This window comes from Shewanella sp. 10N.286.52.E4 (assembly GCF_041468785.1).
GTDB lineage: Bacteria > Pseudomonadota > Gammaproteobacteria > Enterobacterales > Shewanellaceae > Shewanella > Shewanella electrodiphila.
Genome location: NZ_JBFRJJ010000022.1, coordinates 231,783 through 253,533, shown reverse-complemented (window position 1 = coordinate 253,533; position 21,751 = coordinate 231,783). Strand labels below are relative to the sequence as shown.

Below are 21,751 nucleotides of genomic sequence, written 5' to 3'. Positions count from 1 at the left end.
ATACATTGAGCCTTATGCTTTTTTCCTTTTTAGACCTTGTTGCATTAGCTTGTTTTTTTTCCTGCTGGGTGGGCTACACTTTTTTTGCGCGTAAAAAAGCTAAAACGACTAACTGTATCGCGCGCTGTTTACATCAACATCGTATCCATTGGATGGCTGAAGTGATGAAGAAGGAAATCCGAGTTGGTGAAGCTTCTTTACTTGCCAATTTAGAGCGAAATATTGCGTTTTTCGCGTCAACCACCTTACTGGTGCTAGCGGGTGTATTAACTTTATTCGCTCAAGTTGAACGTCTTGAAGAAGTCATTAGTTCCATTCCATTTTCAGCTGAACCTAACCATGCTTTAGTGCAAGTGAAGCTAGCCATGTTGGCATCTATTTTTGTATTAGCCTTTTTCCAATTTACTTGGTCTATGCGTCAATATGGCTTTTTGAATGTCATGATTGGCGCTGCGCCAATTGATCTCACTGGAAAAAATAAAAACTTATTGGCGTATTCCCGTCAAATGGCCACAGTAGGCGATCAAGCTGCTCACTCATATAATTATGGCCTGAGGTCATATTACTTCTCTATGGCCGCTTTATGTTGGTTCTGGAACCCTATTTTATTGATATTGGCAAGTTTGCTGGTGGTATACACTTTATATCGTCGAGAATTCAAGTCTCGTGCCGTAAGAGCCTTTACTGCAGCACAAACACATTTGGAAATTGCTAAATCGGCGAGAGATAAAGACGCTCAACAGCCTTAGATTATTGGCTTGCATATAGAGCCTGAGTGAATTCGAGACATGAAAAAGCCGCTTAAATTTCTTCATACGACTTATCAAGTATTTGGTGGACTTTCCCAGCCTCGAACTGCATGAATTGTTGATGATTATGTTATCAATGGGCGTAAGGGGAGAGTCATTTAAATTTTGACATGTAAAGCGGCTTAAACTTCTTCATACGACTTATCAAGTATTTGGTGGGCTTTCCCAGGCTCGAACGGCATAAATTGTTGATAATTATGTTATTTATTGGCGTAAGGGGAGAGTCATTTAAATTTTTGACATGTAAAGCGGCTTAAACTTCTTCATACGACTTATCAAGTATTTGTTGGATTTTCCCAGCCTCGAACTGCATGAATTGTTGACGATTATGTTATCAATGGGCGTAAGGGGAGAGTATTTTAAATTTTTGACATGAAAAAGCCGCTTAAATCTCTTCATACGACTTATCAAATATTTGGTGGACTTTCCCAGCCTCGAACTGCATGAATTGTTGATGATTATGTTATCAATGGGCGTAAGGGGAGAGTCATTTAAATTTTTGACATGAAAAAGCCGCTTAAACTTCTTCATACGACTTATCAAGTATTTGTTGGATTTTCCCAGCCTCGAACTGCATGAATTGTTGACGATTATGTTATCAATGGACGTAAGGGGAGAGTCATTTAAATTTTTGACATGAAAAAGCCGCTTAAATTTCTTTAAGCGGCTTATCAAAATTGGTGGCCCCTCCCAGACTCGAACTGGGGACCTGACGATTATGAGTCGTATGCTCTAACCAACTGAGCTAAGGGGCCGACTTAAGACAGTCGTCACTATCAAAAGCGGAGGGAAGTATACGAAGTTTATCGGTACTTGTCACCACTCAATTCGCTAGAAATTCACTTCTACGTATCGTTTGGTTATCTGTTAAGCAATTTGCAGGCAGGTTCAGGTTAATACCCCTGATTTATAACAATAAAAAAGCCCGCTAGTTGCGGGCTTTTCATCAATCTTTAGACTTATTCGTCTAAGAAAGACTTTAAGATTTCAGAGCGAGAAGGGTGACGTAATTTACGTAACGCTTTTGCTTCAATCTGACGAATACGTTCACGTGTTACGTCAAACTGCTTACCGACCTCTTCAAGTGTATGGTCAGTGTTCATATCGATACCGAAACGCATACGCAATACTTTAGCTTCACGAGCAGTTAGACCTGCTAATACTTCGTGAGTGGCATTCTTTAAACTTTCGCTTGTTGCTGAGTCTAAAGGAAGCTCTAAGGTATTATCTTCAATGAAGTCACCTAAGTGTGAATCTTCATCGTCACCAATTGGCGTTTCCATTGAGATAGGCTCTTTAGCGATTTTCAGCACTTTAAGAATCTTATCTTCAGGCATTAACATGCGTTCTGATAATTCTTCAGGTGTTGGTTCGCGACCCATTTCTTGTAACATTTGACGTGAAATACGATTTAGTTTGTTAATCGTTTCAATCATATGTACTGGAATACGAATTGTACGCGCTTGGTCAGCAATAGAACGTGTAATTGCCTGACGGATCCACCATGTTGCATAAGTCGAGAACTTATAACCACGACGGTATTCAAACTTATCTACAGCTTTCATCAAACCGATGTTACCTTCTTGAATCAAATCCAAGAATTGTAGACCACGGTTGGTGTACTTTTTAGCAATTGAAATTACTAGACGTAAGTTTGCTTCAACCATTTCTTTCTTCGCACGACGAGCTCTTGCTTCACCGATTGACATACGACGGTTGATGTCTTTAATTGCACGAATGATTAGACCTGTTTCTTTTTCGATTGCAGCCAATTTAGTGCTACAACGAATCACGTCTTCTTCAACCATTCTCAAACCTTCAGCGTAAGGCTTGTTACTGTCTTTTTCTGCATGGAACCAAGCTAAATCAGTTTCGTTGCCAGTGAAGAACTTAACAAAGTTTTTCTTCGGCATTTTAGCTTGATCAACACATAACTTTAGAATTAAACGCTCTTGAACACGTACGCGATCCATCATGGTGCGCATGCTTTTTACTAAGCGATCAAACTGTTTAGGAATTAAACGGAATTCTTTAAAGAGTTCGCCGATGACAAATAAAGCACCAATGGCTTCAGGGTGGTCACGACCTTTCTTTTCAATTACCGCTAAGCCTTTTTCATAAGACTCACGTAATTGAGTGAACTTTTCTTTAGCTTCTTCAGGACATGGACCTTTTGGGCCTTCCTCTTCTTCTTCGTTGTCACCGTCATCATCTTCGTCTTCAAGTTCTTCTTCTGATAACTCAGAACCTACGTGAGTAGCAGTAGGCGCTACGTCATCGTCATCTGGGTTAACGAAACCTGCAATGATGTCAGTTAAGCGAAGTTCATCCGCTTCATACTTATCAAATTGTTCAAGAATCATCGCAATAGCTTGCGGGTATTCTGAAACAGAACTTTGAACCGTATTAATGCCTTCTTCAATACGTTTTGCGATGACGATTTCGCCTTCGCGGGTCAATAGCTCAACAGTACCCATTTCACGCATGTACATACGTACTGGGTCTGTAGTACGACCTAATTCACTCTCTACCGTAGCAAGTGCAGCTGCTGCTTCTTCTGCTGCATCTTCATCGGTGTTGTCCTCAGACATCATAATGTCATCGGCATCTGGCGCTTGTTCGTAAACGCGGATGCCCATGTCATTTATCATCTGGACAATATCTTCAATCTGATCTGAATCGACCATGTCAGCTGGCAAGTGGTCATTGACTTCAGCGTAGGTTAAGTAACCTTGCTCTTTACCTTTAGCAAGCAACAATTTAAGTTGCGACTGCGGAGTATGCTCCATAGATATCATCCAAGTTGGGGAAACTGAAATAACGACTGGACACCTGCCGAAGCATAAGTGTCAAGCAAATCGTCAATTATAGCTGTATGAACTAAAGTACGCTAGTCCATGACATTGCTTAACTGAACATTTTTAAAATAAAAAATGCAATTATGCGATGCCTTTCATTATCGAAATAAGCTTCGTTAGCTGAATTTTTTCAGCTTTCGTTAGAGTTTGTTTAAGACTCAATTCCTGATAACGCTGTTCAATATATTGATTGTTCAACCAAATCAGGGTTTGTTTAAACTCTTGAACTAAGTTCTCATCCGCCACTTGGTGGTCCCATTGGGCCAATTTAATCAAGGCACTCTTTTGCTCGTGCTCTCGATATATCTCAAGTAGTTGTGCGCTGTTAAACTGTTGTTCGCGAGTTAAATTTAACAAATCAATTAGCAAGTCAATGCCAGCAATTTGTAAGTGGGCTAAAGCAGGTTGGGCAGCTAAGCCGTAACCTAAATCAGGTCGTTGCACTAACAAAGCAATGGCTAATCGCAATGGTGTACCGCGCCCTTGTAAGCCCTTTTTATTCATAGGCTGTTGCTGTTTTACGGCAAAACCTAATTTTTTCTTTAGATCGTCTGCGCTGTTCATACCAATTTTATGCGCAAGATTCTCTAATAATAAATTCTGTAAAACGGTATCTTGTACTCGTTCAATCAGTGCCATAGCTTCTTTAGCCAGTGCACTTTTATCTGTGCCGTATTGGCTGGTTAATGTCTCAAATAAGAATGCGGGTAAATCAAGCGCATCGAGCATTAACTTTTCAAAGCCTTCTTTACCGACTTGGCGAACCATCGTATCTGGATCTTCACCTTGTGGTAAAAACATAAATCTAACGACATCACCAGGCTTAAGTAATGGCAGAGCGGTTTCTAAAGCGCGCCAAGCGGCTTTCTTACCCGCTTTATCGCCGTCATAACAACAAATCACTTCTTTTGCACTACGCACTAACAACTGAAATTGTTCAGCTGTTGTTGCTGTGCCAAGTGATGCAACGGCATAATCAACGTCAAATTGGGCTAATGCAACGACATCCATATAACCTTCAACAATCAAAACTTGCTGCGGGTCTCTATGTCTTTGCTTGAGTTCATATAAGCCGTAAAGCTCATTACCCTTATGAAATATGGGCGTTTCTGGCGAATTCAAGTACTTCGGTGTGCCATCGCCTAAAACTCGACCACCAAAGCCAACTACACGACCTCGACGGTCACGAATGGGAAACATTAATCGATCGCGAAAGCGGTCGTAACGTTTTCCGTTATCGTTGGCAATCAACATGCCTGCAGTCAGTAATTTGTCTTGTGCTGACTGATTTTGGCGATAGCGACTTAATAGTCCATCCCAACCGTCAGGCGCAAAACCAATCCCAAAGTGCTCAACCACAGTGGATGAAAGCCCTCTGAAATCTAAATAATCTAATACTTTTTGTTTGTCTGAGTGCTGACGTAACTGACTTTGATAAAAGAGATTCGCTTCTTCCATCAATTGGTATAAGTCGCGGCTCAAACCTTGATCTTTTTTAGGACCAGTACCTTGTTCTCTGGGTACATCTAATCCTAATTTACCTGCGAGTTCTTCGATGGCATCAACAAATTCCAGCCTATCGTATTCCATAATGAAATCGATGGCGTTGCCATGAGCACCACAACCAAAGCAGTGATAAAACTGTTTATCTCGACTGACAGTAAAAGAAGGTGATTTTTCGCTATGAAAAGGACAACATGCAGAGTGATTTTTCCCTGCTTTTTTCAAAGGTACACGATGATCAATTAGATCAACAATGTCGGTGCGAGCTATAAGCTCATTGATAAAGTCACGAGGTATCGCCATTTATGCTATAGGTCTCGCATTACCAAGTAGATAAAACAAACAAGCCGCGCAAGATGCACGGCTTATTCAACACTAAAATGTTATTAGTTTAATTTAGCACGAATTTGGCCGCCAATGGCACCCATATCTGCACGTCCTTGAACCTTAGATTTTAATGCTCCCATTACTTTGCCCATATCCGCCATGGTTGATGCGCCTACCTGTGAGATAGCTTCATCAATGATTGCGGCAACTTCTTCTTCTGTTAAAGGAGAAGGCAAGAAAGTTTCAATAACTTGAATCTCTGCTGCTTCAGTTGCTGCTAACTCCGGGCGACCTGCTGACTCATATTGAGTAATAGAATCGCGACGTTGTTTCACCATTTTGGTTAAAACGGCTATTGTCTGTTCATCAGTCAGAGTTTCGCGGGTATCCACTTCAATCTGTTTAACGGCAGACAATGCCATACGAATAGTCCCCAAACGTGCCTTATCTTTGGCACGCATGGCTTCTTTCATCTGGTCTTTTAGCTGTTCAACTAGGCTCATAATGAGATTAGTATAAACGTACGCGACGTGCGTTTTCGCGAGAAAGCTTCTTAGCTAGACGCTTAACAGCGGCAGCTTTTGCGCGCTTACGTGCAGAAGTTGGCTTCTCGTAGAATTCACGAGCGCGAACATCAGCTAAGATACCTGCTTTTTCACAAGAGCGCTTGAAACGACGAAGAGCTACGTCGAATGGTTCGTTTTCACGTACTTTAATTATTGGCATACGCCATCACCCCTTAGGTGTAGTTAATTTGGCACTACCAGTAAAGGTAGATTAACCAAGGCTATTTAATAAAATGGTGCGGAATTCTACACCGAGATATGTGCTTTTGTAAACCCCCTTTGTTACTGAGTTTGCGTAATTCGCTTGTCATATTTTTGCAGATAGTTGAGCTTTACTGGAATAACGCTGCATCAACAGGTAGAATTGCCGCCCTTACAATTTTAGGAATATGAGCTGCTATGCGGGTTTTAGGTATTGAAACGTCTTGTGATGAAACAGGTATTGCTGTCTTTGATGATGAGCAAGGATTGTTGTCACATGCTTTATATAGTCAAGTAAAGTTACATGCTGATTATGGCGGCGTAGTACCAGAACTAGCCTCACGTGATCATGTTCGCAAAATTGTGCCACTGATTAAACAAGCGTTAAAAGAAGCTAATTCTTCAGTGGATGACATTGATGGCATTGCTTTCACAAAAGGCCCAGGCTTAATCGGTGCTTTACTGGTTGGTGCATGTGTTGGTCGTTCTTTAGCTTATTCATGGGATAAACCTGCAATTGGGGTTCATCATATGGAAGGCCATCTACTCGCGCCTATGCTTGAAGATGATGCACCAGAATTTCCATTTTTGGCTTTATTGGTTTCTGGCGGTCACTCAATGTTAGTTAAAGTTGATGGTATCGGGCAATACGAAGTGTTAGGTGAGTCGGTTGATGATGCAGCCGGAGAAGCGTTTGATAAAACAGCCAAATTGATGGGCCTAGATTACCCTGGTGGTCCAAGACTTGCCAAGCTTGCTTCGAAAGGTGTGGAGGCAGGTTACAAATTCCCAAGACCCATGACAGATAAACCTGGGCTGAACTTTAGCTTTTCTGGTTTAAAAACATTTACTGCCAATACTATTGCAGCTGAACCTGATGATGAACAAACTCGGGCTAACATTGCTCGCGCTTTTGAAGAAGCTGTGGTTGATACGCTCGCGATTAAGTGTAAACGTGCATTAAAGCTGACGGGTTATAACCGTCTTGTCGTTGCAGGTGGAGTGAGCGCTAATAGCCGCTTAAGAGAAAACCTTGCTGAAATGATGCAACAGCTCAATGGTGAGGTGTTCTACCCACGTGGTGAGTTCTGTACAGACAATGGCGCAATGATTGCTTATGCTGGCTTACAGCGTTTAAAAGCTGGCCAGACAGAAGATTTAGAAGTTAAAGGGCAGCCGCGCTGGCCACTCGATACGTTAGAAGCCGTGTAAAAGAATAAGCATTCTAATAATAAAAAACTTATCATTTTTAAGTTAGCACTTGTTTTAAGTGAAAGCTTGATTAGCTTTGCTCGTTGTTCGCTTTCTTTTTTCGCGACAACTTGCTTTCTTCGCCAATTCTTAAGCGCTTAATGTTGTCTTTGTGTCTGATGACAATTAACAGTGACAGCATCGCAACAGGGATGATAAATCGATCATCTAGCCACCATGTATACACAGGTGCGAGCATTGCGGTGAGAATCGCAGCAAGGGATGAATAACGTGTCAGTAATACAAACACAATCCAAGTTGCGATGAGTGATAATGCTAAATCACCACCAATAGGGGCCATTGCACCAAATGCCGTTGCAACGCCTTTACCACCCTGGAAATTAAAGAAGATAGGGAAGATATGCCCAAGACAAGCTGCGATAGCAATTAAGCCCAGCGATACAGCATCTTGCCCTAATAAATAACTGAAATAACTCGGCGCAGCGCCTTTTAGCATGTCAAAAAATAACACTAATGCAGCTGAACTGGCGCCTCCAATTCTCAGCACATTGGTTGCACCTGGATTTCCTGAGCCTTCTGTACGCGGATCTGGCAACCCTCGTAATTTGCATACAAGAATAGCGCTTGAAATTGAACCGGCTAAGTAGGCGGTTATAATCATCAAAATAGTGATTGTAACAGCGCTCAAATTGGTTTCCTTACTCGTCTTAGGGTATTATCGCCCATTAATTAATTTCACTTGAGATTAATTGTAATTACAGGGTTAATAAGCACTTTTGAATCGTGAGATGTTCCTTAGTGCAGCCGCTATCCTACTGCTTAAATTGCTCAGGAAAAAGGCTAAAACTATAATAACCGCTATTTGATGTCATTTTCAGCCTTTTAAGTTGAAATATTTTAGATAAGACGTGTAAAGCATGGAGTTCACATGGACAAAGTTTTAATTCGCGAGCTAAAAGTCGAAACGGTAATTGGTATTTATGAATGGGAAAAGCAAATTCATCAAACCTTGCTCATCGACTTAGATATGGCATGGGATAATAAGCTTGCAGCTGCGTCTGATGATTACCAATATGCGCTTTGTTATGAAACCGTTTCGAATCGATTGACTGCATTGATTACAGAAAAGCCGATAGAACTCATAGAGACCGTAGCTGAAATGACAGCCCAATGTTTGATGTCTGAATTTAATGTTTTATGGGTTAAAGTCGCAGTTATGAAACCCGGTGCAGTACCAACGGCTAAATCAGTTGGCGTTGTTATTGAACGCGGTCATATCTAAATCACATTTTATTTACAGCTTTCATGCTGAAATTAATTAATTTTTCATAATTGCTCTGTATATTACCGGATGAGTTAATGGCACGTATTTATATCAGTTTGGGAACGAACATTGATCCTGTAGAGCATATGCAGTCGGGGTTAGTGGATTTACATGAACATTTTGGTGATTTAACCTTATCGAGAATGTTTGAAAGTGAAGCGGTTGGTTTTCAAGGTACAAATTTCTTAAATATGGTTGCAGCAGCAGATACTGATATGAGTATTGCTGATGTTGTTGCCACATTTAAGGGAATTGAGAAACAAAATGGACGTATTAGAGGCGAAAAAAAGTTTAGCCCTCGAAGTTTGGATATAGATTTACTGCTTTACGATGATGAAGTCTGTCATCAGCCGATTGAGTTACCTCGTGGTGAGATCCTTTATAATGCGTTTGTATTATGGCCCTTAGCTGAGATAGCTCCTATGCTGACGCATCCTATCACTCAACAGTCGTATCAATACCTTTGGGAACACTATGATAAATCGAGCCAACATATTTGGCCGATTGAGTTTGAATTTCCCGTGCTTGTTTCTCGTTAAGCTTGGGTGTTTTTAGTGTTAGTGAGTGATGCATTCACAATTCATCAATTAGTCAGTTTTATCAAAATTTTATTTTAAAGGAACATCATGGAAACGCTTCAGATTATCTTTTTAGCGCTTATTCAAGGGCTAACAGAGTTTTTACCCATTTCAAGCTCTGCGCATTTAATTTTACCTTCGCAAATTTTAGGTTGGGAAGATCAAGGTTTATTTTTTGATGTTGCCGTACACATTGGTTCATTGCTTGCTGTGGTGATCTACTTTAGAACCGAAATATGGGCGATGTTAACGGCTTGGATTGCGAGTATTTTTAAAGGCGTTCATACCCAAGATAGTAAATTAGCTTGGTGGATTATTTTAGCAACCTTACCAGCGGTATTCTTTGGCTTTATGGCGAAAGACTTAATTGAAACCTATTTACGTGGTCCTGGTGTTATTGCTATTACAACCGTTATCTTCGGCTTAATGTTGTGGGTGGGTGATAAAATGGCCCGCAATGAATTAACTGAGTATCAAACCGGCTGGCGTAAAGCATTGTTGATTGGTTTTGCACAGGCAATGGCAATCATTCCGGGTACGTCTCGTTCTGGTATTACTATAACAGCCGCATTAATGCTTGGGCTAAATCGAGAAGCCGCAGCACGTTTTTCATTTTTAATGTCGATTCCTGTGATCCTAGGCGCAGCAATATTAATGAGCAAAGATGCTATCGCAGGTGACTTAGTCATGGACTACACTGAGTTGTTATTAGGTGTCGCTGTGTCATTTGTTGCGGCTTATACCTGTATTTTCTTCTTTTTGAAAATCATTAGTAAAATCGGTATGACACCATTTGTATTGTATCGCTTAATGTTAGGCGCTGTATTATGTGGGTTTATTTTCCTGTAAAATAATCCAGTTCGTCTAAATAAGAAAACGGGTATTGTTACCCGTTTTTTATTCTCTTAATTTCAGCAAATTGACCCATTTATTTTCTCAAAGGAAACTTGCCCGTTATGAACTCAATTTTGATATGTCCAACATGCGCTGCTAAGTTGAATTTCCACGAGTCATCATCGGGTTATTATTGTGATAACAAACATCATATTGATAAGAACTCGCAAGGTTATTGGTCGTTTGTGACTTCAACTAAATTTAAAGGCTCAAGCGATACACGCCAGCAGTTACGCTCAAAACGCTTTTTAATGACATCAGGTATTTTTTCGCCTTTAGTCGGGCAATTGTCAGCGGCATTTAACTTAGCTGTAAAAGACAAAACCCATGTTAACCATCTCAATTACCAATGTGCTGATGGCTTTTTCTTACGCGCCCTTGTTCAAGGTACGGATAACTCATCTGTAACCCATTGGGGCGTATCTGAAGCTGAAAATGCACTGTTTGCTGCCAGTAAAGACAGTACACCTGCTAACTTATTGCTTAGTCCTTTCAAGAAGTTGCCATTTGCAAATGAGTCACTGGATGTGATCACCCTGTTTGATGCACAACTAAAAGGCAAAGAGTGCTTAAGAACACTTAAAAAAGATGGGGTGTTATTGTTATTAGTACCAGCTCCAAGGCATTTATGGCAGCTAAAGCAAAAAGTGTATGACAATTTATCTGAAAAGCCGCAACAGCTAAACCTACCTAAAGATGTCGAGTTAGTTTCATCGATGCCAATCACGTTTGCTGCTGATGTAACTGGCGAACAAGCGATAACATTATTAGACATGAATAACCTTAGCTGGCGAATTAATGATGAGCTAAAGCATGATATAAAGCAGAAAGCCATTGAAGCGTTGGAATTTAATTATTTATTGCTGACTGCAAAAGTAAAATAACTGTCTGGTTAGCGCTGAACTATTTCACCGTTTAATACCCGCACTTTGTATTACGTGCCTATGAATATTAGTCCGAGGTTATTTATTCCTAGGCTGTTTTTATCAGGGTATTTTTCAGGGGTATTATAATCAGGGTTATTTCAAGGTTATTCATTTGGTAGCGATTAACCTGACGGCTTTTAAAGTCATGACATTTAATGTGGAACATAGGGATAACGCTATTTCACTTGTTTAGAATGATGCATTCTAGAGTGAAGGTAAAAGTGTGATGATTTTTACAAAGTCAGACTATTAGCAAAGCATTAGATAAGCTTTTGTTCTCAGGCAATGAAATTAAGTGAGCATAAGCGATAGGTCGAAAAGACTTTATGGTGAGTGCGAAAGGGTAGGGATTAATTTATTAAACGCCAGAAACAATTAAGGCTTGAAATGGTAATTGACGAAACGTCTTATTACTATTATCAAGCCCTAATAATCAACCTATATAAATAAGCTAATTTTCATGTATTCTTACTTTTTGTAAGAAGAAGCCATGTTGTCGATACGGTCGTTAGCACGAGATGCTTCAGCTTGAGCGTCCATAGCTGCAGCTTTAGTATCTTTAACATCAGCAGCAAGTTTGCTTTGATCTGATTTTAGTGAACTAACTTCAGCAGATAGTTGATCTACTTTGTTACCTAGGTTAGCAACACTTTCTTCTAGAGCAGTAGTGTTTGCACAGCCACCTAAAAGAGCAGTCATAGCAACACCAGCAATCATTAGTACTTTCTTGTTCATGGAAAATCCCTTCATTATAGGTTGTAATAAATTGCTGAAGCATATTGCCCAGCAGCGCTTTAATTATGTCACAGCTTTTAGAATTTGCTATACCAAAAACTAATAAATATGACAAAAATCAACGTAAATCTAATAGATTGGAGCATATTCTTCGATTATTTCACCAATATTTCATCAAAGAGGTGTTTATTTATTAGCCTGATATTTTTTCAGTTTCCTAATCATAAGGTATTAGTTTGTACAAATAATGACAAGGTTGATTTTTAGTACTCAAGTATTAATGGATTATAATTGTTTCAATGATTGCTTATATTGGTTTATTGCTTCAACTCTACGGTTTGATAACTGCAGTTTTATTTCTGCACCTCTAAACCCTTCAGATATTATTTGTTGCACATCTATATCTTTGGCAAGTTGATAGCAGTGGGTTAAATATTCACTTTGTGGATATTCAGCTGCTTCAAATCCTGTTCTGCCACGGATGTCTGCGTGACAGCAAATAAGCAAGTCATCTAAACGTTGAGGTTTTCGCCATACATCTGCTTTATCGAAAATCTTTATAATCGTTTCAGCTCTTAATTCTTGGGCATTATGAATGTTTTGATGTTGGTCGCTACACAATAAAGACAAGTCTTTGTAATCGTTTGGTACTTTTATCCGCTGACATAGCTTTTTAATCACGGGTAAACCTTTTTGACCATGACCATGATGTTTTGGCCACTGCTCTTTTGGCGTGATAGCTTTACCTAAGTCGTGCACCAAAGCAGCAAAGCGGATGGTTTTTTTACCTGTTAATTGTGCCGCAGACTGCAGTACCATCATAGTGTGGACGCCGGTATCGATTTCAGGGTGCCACTTTTCAGGTTGTGGCACACCAAATAGCGCATCAATTTCAGGAAACAGCACTTTTAAAGCGCCACATTTACGTAACTGTAGGAAAAACACCTCTGGGTGCTCTGTACTTAGGGCTTTATCAAGCTCTTGCCAGACTCTTTCTGGCGTCAGGTAATCTAGCTCACCTGACTCACTTATGTGTCTCATCAGTTCAATGGTTTCATCTGCGATTTCAAATCCGAGATGGGCAAATCTAGCCGCAAAACGAGCGACTCGCAATACTCTTAAAGGATCTTCAATAAAGGCATCAGACACATGACGCAGGATACGATTCTCAAGGTCTTGTTGGCCTTTGTACGGGTCGAAGATTTGGCCGTTATCATCTTTAGCCATTGCATTGATAGTTAAGTCCCGTCTAAGTAGGTCTTGCTCTAACGTCACATCTTTATTTGCTTCACAGCTAAATCCACCATAGCCTTGACCGCTTTTTCTTTCTGTACGAGCAAGGGCATACTCTTGTTGTGTCTTAGGGTGTAAAAATACCGGAAAATCCCTACCAACTTGGCTGAAGCCTAAATCAAACATCTCTTCTACAGATCCACCCACCACAACATAATCTTTATCTTTTATGGGCAAGGATAAAAGCTGATCTCGAACTGCGCCGCCCACTAAATAGATTTCCATAAACGTCTTTACCCTGATTAAATTAACTCATCACAGTTTATCATTCGGCATTAATCTAGAATGCCTTGTGTAAACACAGTTTAAATTGTGCATTATTAATGTAAATCTTAGCACGACTAACATTTCTGCTGCTAAATTTTGACAAGCACTACAGCAAGCTATAACTTGAGCCGTCAGTTTTAAATAAGGATTTTTGGCCAGATGTATAAAGCATTTTATGGATTGAATGATAATCCATTTTCAATCGCGCCCAACCCGCATTATTTATTTCTCAGTGATCGTCACCGAGAAGCATTAGCTCACTTAACTTATGGTTTAGGAGAAACGGGCGGCTTTGTATTATTAACTGGTGAAGTCGGTACAGGTAAAACTACAGTATCGCGTTGTTTATTAAAACAATTGCCAGATAATACTGATACTGCATTTATTCTCAATCCTTCTTTAACTGAACAAGAGTTATTAGCAACGCTTTGTGATGAGCTAAAGATTCAATATGGTGAAGACCCATCGATTAAGCAGCTAACTGATTTAATTAGCCAGTACTTGTTGAATAATCATCAAAATGACCGTAATACCGTGCTTATTATTGATGAAGCCCAACATCTTCGTCCTGAGGTGTTAGAGCAACTTAGATTATTGACCAACTTAGAAACTGATACTAAAAAATTGCTCCAAGTGATTTTAATTGGTCAACCTGAATTGCAGCAGTTGCTCAAACGTCAAGAATTAAGGCAACTAGCACAACGTATTACAGCTCGTTACCATTTGTTGCCGCTAACAGTTGAAGAAATTCAATTGTATGTTCAGCATCGTCTACAAGTTGCTGGCCGGTTCGAGCCGTTATTCACTAAGAAGGCCTGTAAAGCGCTACATAAATTCAGTGGTGGTATTCCAAGATTGACCAACCTTTTATGTGAACGAGCATTAATGGCGGGTTATGGCCAATCTAAAGTGCCGATTGATCACCACATGATTAAGCAAGCAGCAGCAGAAGTCTTAGGTGATATTCCTGTTGAAAGCAGCAATAAATGGCCAATGGCGATAGCGGCTTCGTTAGTTGTGGCTTTCGGTGTATCATTTTATTTATTCCTGCCTGAATCACAAACTGAACCCCAAACTACACCAAGTGCAACAACAAACTCAGCAGTTCAACAAGAACAGAAAAAAACACAGGCTCCATCAAATGGTAGTCAAAGTATTGTTCGCTCAGCAATGGCACAAAGTCGCAGTATTGATAATGCCTTTGCAGGCCTGTTTGCACTTTGGGATAAGCAACCTATTATTGGTTTAACAGCTTGTCAGGCGGCGAAACAGCAAGGTTTACAGTGCCATCAACAGCAAGGTAATTGGAATAGCATTGCACGTTTAAATTACCCTGCGGTTGTTTACCTTGAAGATCAGCAAGCCAATCAGTTTTACGGTGTGGTTGTTGCTCGAGAAGGTGAACAAATCTTACTCCAGTTGAGTGAGCAGCAATTATGGGTGAATAAAGATTGGTTTAATCGCCACTTTAGCGGCACGTTTGAATTACTTTGGAAAGCATCTGGTGATATTCCAAGAGAGATTAGCCGTACTTCTAACTTGTCTCAAATTCAATGGTTAGAAACAAGCTTAGCTATTATTAGTCAACGAGCACCTAGACTGGTTAATTCTTTTGATAATAATTTAGAGCAGGAACTAATGGCCTTTCAGCGTCAACATGGTCTTAAATCAGATGGCATTGCCGGTAATCAAACCTTAGTACAAATTAATTTATACCTTAATCAACAAGGCCCTAGATTAAGTCGTCAAGCAGGTCGTAGCTAATGTCTATATTGCTAGATGCGGTGACAAAAGAAAAACAACAGCAAATGGGTGAGCTCCCTGATGCTGTGTTAACACCTAGAGCGAATTATCAGCATGTGAATGGTCAACGCCCTTGGCTTAAGTATGTGCTGTTAGCTGTGGTTATTGCGCTAGGTATCGCTTCAGCTTGGGGCTTGTCTAAACTTATTGTGCCAACGAGCAATATAGGTCAAGCGAAAGAGACGCAAAATAATACAGGCAACGAGCAGACTCAAACTAGTCAAAGCCAATCAATGACTCCTGCTCGTCGTTCTTCAGAGACGCAAAGTGAAGTTCGTATCGCCAATAAAGTTGCACTGCCTATCGCTAAATCCTTATCGCAAGTGAATGGGACAACACAATATGTATCCCGCAGCAGTCAGCCGGCGACGAATGAAACAACCTATGATTATCGACTGAGCAATCAAGGCGGTGAAATGACACCGAGTCAGTCAAGTGGGCAATCTAGTCAGCAATATCAAACAGAACCTAAACAGCAGTCTCAAGCAGACAATAGACAAGCAGCACCTGCGAAAAATCAATCCGTTAGCCGAAATGTTGACGCTGAAGCAAGTGGTGCTAATCAGCTAACAGCTGCTGAGTTACAGGCTTTATATGGCGATGATGCGATTATATTAGGCGCTAACTCTAACTATAAAAAAACGTCAGATCTTGATGCACTGCGGATGAAAGTGAGTGCGGCGGCAAGTGATGTCAATTATGAACAGCAAAGCCAAACGACTTCAAGCATTGATGCAAGTAACACAGCTGCAGATGATGGGAGTAATGCGAATAACTTAATGGCTGCCTTTGAAGCTGCGTTAAAAGAAGTAGAGTATGAAAGCTCTGCCAATGCACCTGTGACAGAAGAAAAGCTTGATCCTATTCCTACCACTAGCAAAGATGAAATCCCATCTTATGGTCAACTGCCTGCAAGTGTGCAATTGCAGGTCCCTGAATTTAATATTCAGGCACATGTGTACTCATCAGCTGCTGAAAACCGTTGGTTGAATGTTGATGGTGAAGAACTGCAAGAAGGGGATAGCATTCAGGGTAGTCTCAATATCATAGAAATAAGGCCACGAGATGTGGTGCTAGAAATTGATGGCGAAAAATTTAAAGTACCCGCGATATAAATCACTTAGTTTTTGATGACTATTTAGCAATATAAAAGGCGCCGATAGCGCCTTTTTTTATATGCAAATTATGCGCTTTAAGCGTTGCAGTCATTTGATTTTAAATGTGTTTAACCTAAAGGTTGAACCAGTTGATTTAGTATTAGCAGCAATCAAACGATCAATAAAAAAGGACTGGCCTGAGCCAGTCCTTTATCAAGTCTCTAAAGTGCTATCTTAGATAGCTAACTTGTAAGTACTTAAAGTGCTTTTAAAGCAGCAAATGCTTTATCTGCAGCAACAAGGGTTAACTCAAGTTCTTCTTCACCGTGAGCCATTGATAAGAAGCCTGCTTCATAAGCGCTTGGCGCTAAGTAAACACCTTCATCTAGCATTAAGTGGTAGAAGTGACGGAAGTGATCCATGTTGCACTGTGTTACTTGGTCAAAACTAGTGATTGGGTTAGTGTCTTCAGTGAAGAAGAAACCGAACATGCCGCCCACCTGGTTAATGCTCAACGGGATACCGTGCTTATCAGCTGCAGCCTTGAAACCTTCAGCAATGCGCTTAGTTTTAGCATTTAGCTCTTTGTAAAGGCCTGGTTGGCATAATGCGTCCATTTGCGCTAAACCTGCAGTCATTGCAATTGGGTTACCCGATAAAGTACCTGCTTGGTAAACTGGACCTGTTGGTGCGATGAATTGCATCACGTCTTTACGACCACCGAAAGCGCCCACTGGCATGCCGCCACCGATCACTTTACCTAAGGTTGTTAGGTCTGGTTTAACGTTGTAATGACCTTGCGCACCGCTTTTAGATACACGGAAACCTGTCATCACTTCATCAATGATCATTAACGCACCGAACTCATCACAGATAGTACGCAGGCCTTCAAGGAAACCTTCAACTGGTGGGATACAGTTCATGTTGCCTGCAACAGGCTCAAGAATGATACAAGAGATAGCTTCTGGATGCTCTGCGAAGATAGCACGTACTGAATCAAGGTCGTTATAAACCGCAGTCAGGGTGTGTTTTGCGAAATCTTCAGGGATACCAGGAGAGCTAGGTTGACCCAGTGTTAATGCACCTGAACCTGCTTTAACCAATAAACAGTCAGCATGGCCGTGGTAACAACCTTCAAACTTTAAGATTTTGTCACGGTTAGTAAAACCACGAGCCAAACGGATTGCGCTCATTGTCGCTTCAGTCCCTGAACTCACCATACGAACCTGTTCGATTGATGGCACCATTTCGATGACTTTTTCAGCCATTGTCACTTCAAGTTCAGTTGGCGCACCAAATGATAAACCGTTCTCAACCGCTTCTAATACTGCTTGACGAATTTGCGGATTGTTGTGACCTAAAATCATCGGGCCCCAAGAACCAACATAATCGATATATTTTTTGCCATCAGCATCGTAAATATAAGCACCATCGGCTTTTTCGATGAATAGTGGTGAACCACCAACACCGTTAAAGGCACGAACTGGTGAGTTAACGCCACCAGGGATGGTTTGTTTTGCTTGTTCAAAAAGCGCTTCTGAGCGGGTCATGTGAAATCCTTCTAAAAATCGTTAGCTGACTATCTATCAGCCTTTCGTGAATACCAATTAACAGGGCACTCATGCTGTTGTAGCTGGTTTTCAACACCAAGCGTTAACGCAAAAAGAGCCATTCGAATAAGTAAGCCATTATCTGCCTGTCTGAAAATCGCAAGGCTAGGATGACTATTTAAATCATTATCTAATTCATTTGCTGCCGCACGTGAATCTCGTGGCAATGGATGCATAATCACAGTATTAGATTTACAGTGTTTGGTATAAATACTGTGGTTTAACCTAAACTTGCCACGATATTTGTCCGCTTCATCTTGTGATGCGAATCGTTCTTCCTGAATGCGAGTCAGATAGAGTATATCAGCTTGATGTAAATTACCTTCTAACTGATCTGTTATTGTGATCTTATGACCAGCATTTTCAATGTCATTGATCACATAGTCAGGCATTGCTAAGTCAGATGGTGAAATTAGTGTAAATTGAATACCTTTATACATACACAATAAACGTGACAGCGAATGGACAGTGCGCCCATGTTTTAAGTCGCCTACCATCGCGATATGCATGCCGCTAATGTCTTGTCCGTGGTGACTTAACTCTTTTTGAATAGTAAATAAATCCAATAAAGCTTGTGTCGGGTGCTCGTTAGCACCATCACCACCATTAATGACTGGGACGCGGCTGCCTTCAGCAAATTCTTTTACCGAATAAGCCTCAGGGTGACGCATGGCAATCACATCCGAGTATGTCGATAACACGCGAGCGGTGTCGTATAAAGACTCGCCCTTTGATAGTGATGATGAACCCATGCCGACGGTTTCTCTGACATTGCCGCCGAGTAGGTTAAAAGCACAACCGAAGCTGACTCGAGTACGAGTACTGGGTTCAAAAAAGAGATTACCTAAAATGGCACCGTCAAGCACCTTGGTGCGTTTTTCGCGCAGCGCATAAGGCGTCATATCTTCGGCAACATTAAAAATGGTGTTAATAGCATCAAGATCCAGTTGATTAACTGAAAGGATGTGAGAACCGCTAAACTGTGTCATCAGCCTGATTTCCAATTATTAGGAGAGTAAATAAGGGCTATTTACCCTGTGGTTATGTAGGGTGGCTGAGGCGAGATTTTAACAGAGAGTGAACGAATATTAAATCTCGCTAATGATTATTTATCACTTTTTAGACATAACACTGATTAGCGAAATAAGAACAATAGTTCACTCCCTGAATATGGTGGAATTCAGTGGGGGTTCTTTGTTTAAATTAGACTTGTCCTGAACGGATCTCTTGCCATAAATTAGCCCAGCTAATAACACCGACAATATTATTGGTATTTCCGCGATATATATACACTTCACCACGCCGTTTGATGGCTAATAGTTCGTAGACTTCATTTAAAGTGGCAGTGTCAGAAAAGCCTTCCATTTTATGTCGGGAAAGTGTCGTAGAATCTTCAAATGATTGCATTTCGATACTGAGCATTTCTATTTGTGCCTCTGCATTACGAACGAGCACGGGCCTACCTTCTGCACGCTTCATTACTTCAAGGAGTAAAGCATCGTTATCATTTACGATAACAAAGCGTTTATCCATGATTGCTCGTACACCTTTCTTTTGTAGACCTTGATTTACAGGCGGTACTTTGTAGCCTAACCCCATAATGTCTAACTGTTTTAAAAATACCGAACTGGTATTAAAACCTTGGTAGGCGATGAGAAATGCAGGAATGGTGACAAACATAGCAGGTAAGATAATAGCGGCATCATTAGTGAGTTCAAGAAGCGCAACCAATGCGGCTAAAGGCGCACTTAGGCACACACCCATCATCGCAGTCATACCGATGACAGTATATAAACCCACATATGGCGCGATAGAGGGGAAAAACATCGCACTGACAAGGGCTAAAATTGCGCCAATCAATGCACCAATGCCATAAAGTGGACCGATTAGCCCACCAGGAATACCAAAACCAATGGCTGCAATAGTGGCGATGATTTTTGCAATTAATAGCGCGAAAAGAAACATTAAGCTTGGGTTGTCTATGATGGTTGCTTGAATCGCTAAATCACCGGCACCTAACGCTTGAGGCAAAAATAAACCGATTAAGGTGGTAACGCTTGCCGCTATCATGAGTCGATAAATCAAAGGCCAATGCTGGCCAATAGCGGTCATTTTTAATAATGAATGATTGAAGCCAGCAGCTGCACAGCCTAAGACAATGCCACCAATGGCCAGAATGGGATAATGATCCAATGGAATTCGGGTGACAGTGATTAAGTCATATTCGTGGATATTGCCAAACACTAATTGGCTAGAGAGTGCACCGCAAATGGCCGAAAGCATTATCGGGAAAAAGTAATGAATTTTGTACTCACGAACAATCACTTCAAATACAAACAGTACAGCGGCAAGTGGGGCATTAAAGACCGCTGCAATACCAGCAGCGATACCGCTTGCACACATAATACGCACACTATTATCAGGTAACTTAAATTTTTCAGCGAAATAGCTCGCGCTAACCGCTCCTAAGTGAATGGCCGGTCCTTCTTTACCAACTGAGAAATTTGCGATTAACGCGATCAGCGCCTGAAAAAACTGTCCAGGGGCTGATTGCAGTGGGATTTTTCCGTAATGGAGTTTGAAACGGTGCATGACGTAGGCGATACCCATACGGCGATATCGCTTAGAGCCGAGACCTGCCACCAGCCAAATAAGCAATGCACCTACAATAGGTAAATATGTACGCCAATCGGTAACGGTGCTAGAAAAGTCGGTGGCTTCAGGCACTGTGTAGACTTGCGCCCAACTGAGCAACAAACGAAATAAGATGATGACACTAGAGGCAATAATGGCAAATAGTAGGGCTAATCCACAAAGTTGCACACTTATCTTCGACTGAGAAAGCTTATCTCTCAATTCATTACGAAGATATTTGCGTGTTGCAGCTTTGGCGTGAATAATAGCGGCTTTATTTCTTTTGATTTGCACTGTATTGCCTAAGATCCTTTATGGGCGATTTGTTGTCATTGTATTTTATTAAAGGCTTGTTACCTAATGCTAAATTATCATCGCTTGCTTGACCGCTTGCAAGTTCAAGAACGCAAATTTCGTTCATCAGGTTTATATTTATCTGCGTTAATCATTATCAGTTTTATTGTTGGCGTTCTTAGTCATACTATTTTTATATCTGAAGTTGTTGAGCCGCAGCATGAAGCAGTAGAAATTACAGCGCTAAAAACCGAGCTTAGGCAGCAGTCTCATGTCGTTTCTCGTCTTGATATTGCCCTTTCGATTGAAAAGGAAGCTAATGCGAATATGAAACAAATGTTTTCTAAGCAAATACAGCAACAAAAAACACTTGAACAAGAATTAGCTTTTTATCGCAGCCTAGTCTCACCAGAGAAAGAAGTTGATGGTGTGGCAATACATGGGCTTGAACTTTCTAAAGGATTATTGCCAAACAGTTATCAAATGCGCTTAATTTTAACCCAATTACAAAAGCGTAAGAATAGCGTTAAAGGCGTTGCCGACATTGTTTTGGTGGGCGTGCAAGGCGAAAAGCAAGTTGAAATCTCGTTAAGTGATTTAGATATTGAGACATTTAAATTTGGCTTTCGTTATTTTCAAATGTTTGATGCGGAAATAAGTTTGCCACAAGATTTTGATTTGCAAAGAATTAAAGCTGTAGTTCAGGTGCAGGCCAATCGTGGTGTGAAAGGTGGAAGCATTGAACAAACATTCGAGATCGCAGAGTTACTAGAAAGCTAAAAAAGAACTAAGAGTAATACTTGAACAAATTAGTCAGGTA

The 21,751-nt window shown here is 40.7% G+C and carries 19 protein-coding genes and 1 tRNA gene; 9 read left to right on the top strand and 11 right to left on the bottom strand.

Translation table 11 applies throughout. The features are described 5' to 3' along the window. Positions 1-14 precede the first annotated feature (14 nt). Complete coding sequence (locus AB4153_RS12850; RefSeq protein ID WP_248954494.1) at positions 15-749, top strand: DUF599 domain-containing protein; 735 nt, start codon at positions 15-17, stop codon at positions 747-749. A gap of 738 nt (positions 750-1,487) precedes the next feature. Here the strand turns inward: AB4153_RS12850 and AB4153_RS12845 are convergent. The 5 genes from AB4153_RS12845 to rpsU all read right to left on the bottom strand — a co-directional run bounded on the left by AB4153_RS12845 (position 1,488) and on the right by rpsU (position 6,223). Beyond that, positions 1,488-1,564: transfer RNA gene (locus AB4153_RS12845), tRNA-Ile, on the bottom strand. Between the two features lie 204 nt (positions 1,565-1,768). Then, the gene (rpoD, locus tag AB4153_RS12840) at positions 1,769-3,598 is read right to left on the bottom strand and encodes an RNA polymerase sigma factor RpoD (protein WP_102529739.1); all 1,830 of its coding nucleotides are present in this window, start codon (positions 3,596-3,598) and stop codon (positions 1,769-1,771) included. Positions 3,599-3,748: 150 nt separating this feature from the next. Continuing rightward, the gene (gene dnaG / locus AB4153_RS12835) at positions 3,749-5,473 is read right to left on the bottom strand and encodes a DNA primase (protein ID WP_102529738.1); all 1,725 of its coding nucleotides are present in this window, start codon (positions 5,471-5,473) and stop codon (positions 3,749-3,751) included. An 83-nt stretch (positions 5,474-5,556) separates the two neighbouring features. Then, positions 5,557-6,000 (bottom strand): GatB/YqeY domain-containing protein, encoded by a 444-nt coding sequence (locus AB4153_RS12830; protein WP_102529737.1) that lies wholly within the window; start codon positions 5,998-6,000, stop codon positions 5,557-5,559. Positions 6,001-6,007: 7 nt separating this feature from the next. Then, on the bottom strand, positions 6,008-6,223 hold the full coding sequence (rpsU, locus tag AB4153_RS12825; RefSeq protein ID WP_055024252.1) for a 30S ribosomal protein S21: 216 nt from the start codon (positions 6,221-6,223) through the stop codon (positions 6,008-6,010). A gap of 239 nt (positions 6,224-6,462) precedes the next feature. Here rpsU and tsaD point away from each other — a divergent pair, with 239 nt between their 5' ends. Beyond that, complete coding sequence (gene tsaD, locus AB4153_RS12820) at positions 6,463-7,476, top strand: tRNA (adenosine(37)-N6)-threonylcarbamoyltransferase complex transferase subunit TsaD (protein ID WP_102529736.1); 1,014 nt, start codon at positions 6,463-6,465, stop codon at positions 7,474-7,476. Positions 7,477-7,546: 70 nt separating this feature from the next. Here tsaD and plsY read toward each other — a convergent pair whose 3' ends face one another. Continuing rightward, positions 7,547-8,164: a glycerol-3-phosphate 1-O-acyltransferase PlsY gene (plsY, locus tag AB4153_RS12815; protein WP_102529735.1), complete on the bottom strand. Its 618-nt coding sequence runs from the start codon at positions 8,162-8,164 to the stop codon at positions 7,547-7,549. 240 nt (positions 8,165-8,404) lie between these two features. Here plsY and folB point away from each other — a divergent pair, with 240 nt between their 5' ends. The 4 genes from folB to AB4153_RS12795 all read left to right on the top strand — a co-directional run bounded on the left by folB (position 8,405) and on the right by AB4153_RS12795 (position 11,156). Beyond that, on the top strand, positions 8,405-8,758 hold the full coding sequence (gene folB / locus AB4153_RS12810; protein WP_102529734.1) for a dihydroneopterin aldolase: 354 nt from the start codon (positions 8,405-8,407) through the stop codon (positions 8,756-8,758). A 77-nt stretch (positions 8,759-8,835) separates the two neighbouring features. Continuing rightward, complete coding sequence (gene folK / locus AB4153_RS12805) at positions 8,836-9,339, top strand: 2-amino-4-hydroxy-6-hydroxymethyldihydropteridine diphosphokinase (protein WP_102529733.1); 504 nt, start codon at positions 8,836-8,838, stop codon at positions 9,337-9,339. A gap of 87 nt (positions 9,340-9,426) precedes the next feature. Further along, the gene (locus tag AB4153_RS12800) at positions 9,427-10,227 is read left to right on the top strand and encodes an undecaprenyl-diphosphate phosphatase (protein WP_102529732.1); all 801 of its coding nucleotides are present in this window, start codon (positions 9,427-9,429) and stop codon (positions 10,225-10,227) included. A 107-nt stretch (positions 10,228-10,334) separates the two neighbouring features. Beyond that, positions 10,335-11,156, top strand: coding sequence for an SAM-dependent methyltransferase (locus tag AB4153_RS12795; protein WP_371997689.1), 822 nt, complete (start codon positions 10,335-10,337; stop codon positions 11,154-11,156). A 510-nt stretch (positions 11,157-11,666) separates the two neighbouring features. On the opposite strand, the gene AB4153_RS12790 is transcribed toward AB4153_RS12795, so the two are convergent. Beyond that, positions 11,667-11,933: an Lpp/OprI family alanine-zipper lipoprotein gene (locus AB4153_RS12790; RefSeq protein ID WP_102529730.1), complete on the bottom strand. Its 267-nt coding sequence runs from the start codon at positions 11,931-11,933 to the stop codon at positions 11,667-11,669. Between the two features lie 285 nt (positions 11,934-12,218). Beyond that, positions 12,219-13,451 carry a multifunctional CCA addition/repair protein gene (locus tag AB4153_RS12785; protein ID WP_371997687.1) on the bottom strand — a complete coding sequence of 411 codons (1,233 nt, stop codon included), beginning with the start codon at positions 13,449-13,451 and terminating at the stop codon, positions 12,219-12,221. Positions 13,452-13,652: 201 nt separating this feature from the next. Here AB4153_RS12785 and AB4153_RS12780 point away from each other — a divergent pair, with 201 nt between their 5' ends. Both AB4153_RS12780 and AB4153_RS12775 read left to right on the top strand, forming a co-directional pair. After that, positions 13,653-15,257: an AAA family ATPase gene (locus AB4153_RS12780; RefSeq protein ID WP_371997685.1), complete on the top strand. Its 1,605-nt coding sequence runs from the start codon at positions 13,653-13,655 to the stop codon at positions 15,255-15,257. Beyond that, positions 15,257-16,411, top strand: a complete 1,155-nt coding sequence (locus AB4153_RS12775) for a general secretion pathway protein GspB (protein ID WP_371997684.1) — start codon at positions 15,257-15,259, stop codon at positions 16,409-16,411. Before AB4153_RS12780 ends, AB4153_RS12775 begins: the two co-directional genes overlap by 1 nt. 239 nt (positions 16,412-16,650) lie before the next feature. Here the strand turns inward: AB4153_RS12775 and hemL are convergent, their stop codons facing one another. The 3 genes from hemL to AB4153_RS12760 form a co-directional block, all read right to left on the bottom strand. Beyond that, entirely contained in the window at positions 16,651-17,943 is a 1,293-nt protein-coding gene (gene hemL, locus AB4153_RS12770; RefSeq protein ID WP_371997682.1) for a glutamate-1-semialdehyde 2,1-aminomutase, read from the bottom strand. Between the two features lie 29 nt (positions 17,944-17,972). Beyond that, positions 17,973-18,992 (bottom strand): aspartate carbamoyltransferase, encoded by a 1,020-nt coding sequence (locus AB4153_RS12765; RefSeq protein ID WP_102529725.1) that lies wholly within the window; start codon positions 18,990-18,992, stop codon positions 17,973-17,975. A gap of 214 nt (positions 18,993-19,206) precedes the next feature. After that, the gene (locus AB4153_RS12760) at positions 19,207-20,931 is read right to left on the bottom strand and encodes a chloride channel protein (RefSeq protein ID WP_229367800.1); all 1,725 of its coding nucleotides are present in this window, start codon (positions 20,929-20,931) and stop codon (positions 19,207-19,209) included. A gap of 66 nt (positions 20,932-20,997) precedes the next feature. On the opposite strand from AB4153_RS12760, the gene AB4153_RS12755 reads away from it, so the two are divergent. After that, a complete protein-coding gene (locus AB4153_RS12755) occupies positions 20,998-21,711 on the top strand; it encodes a DUF6776 family protein (RefSeq protein ID WP_102529723.1) in 714 nt (237 codons plus the stop codon). The last annotated feature ends 40 nt before the right edge of the window (positions 21,712-21,751 follow it).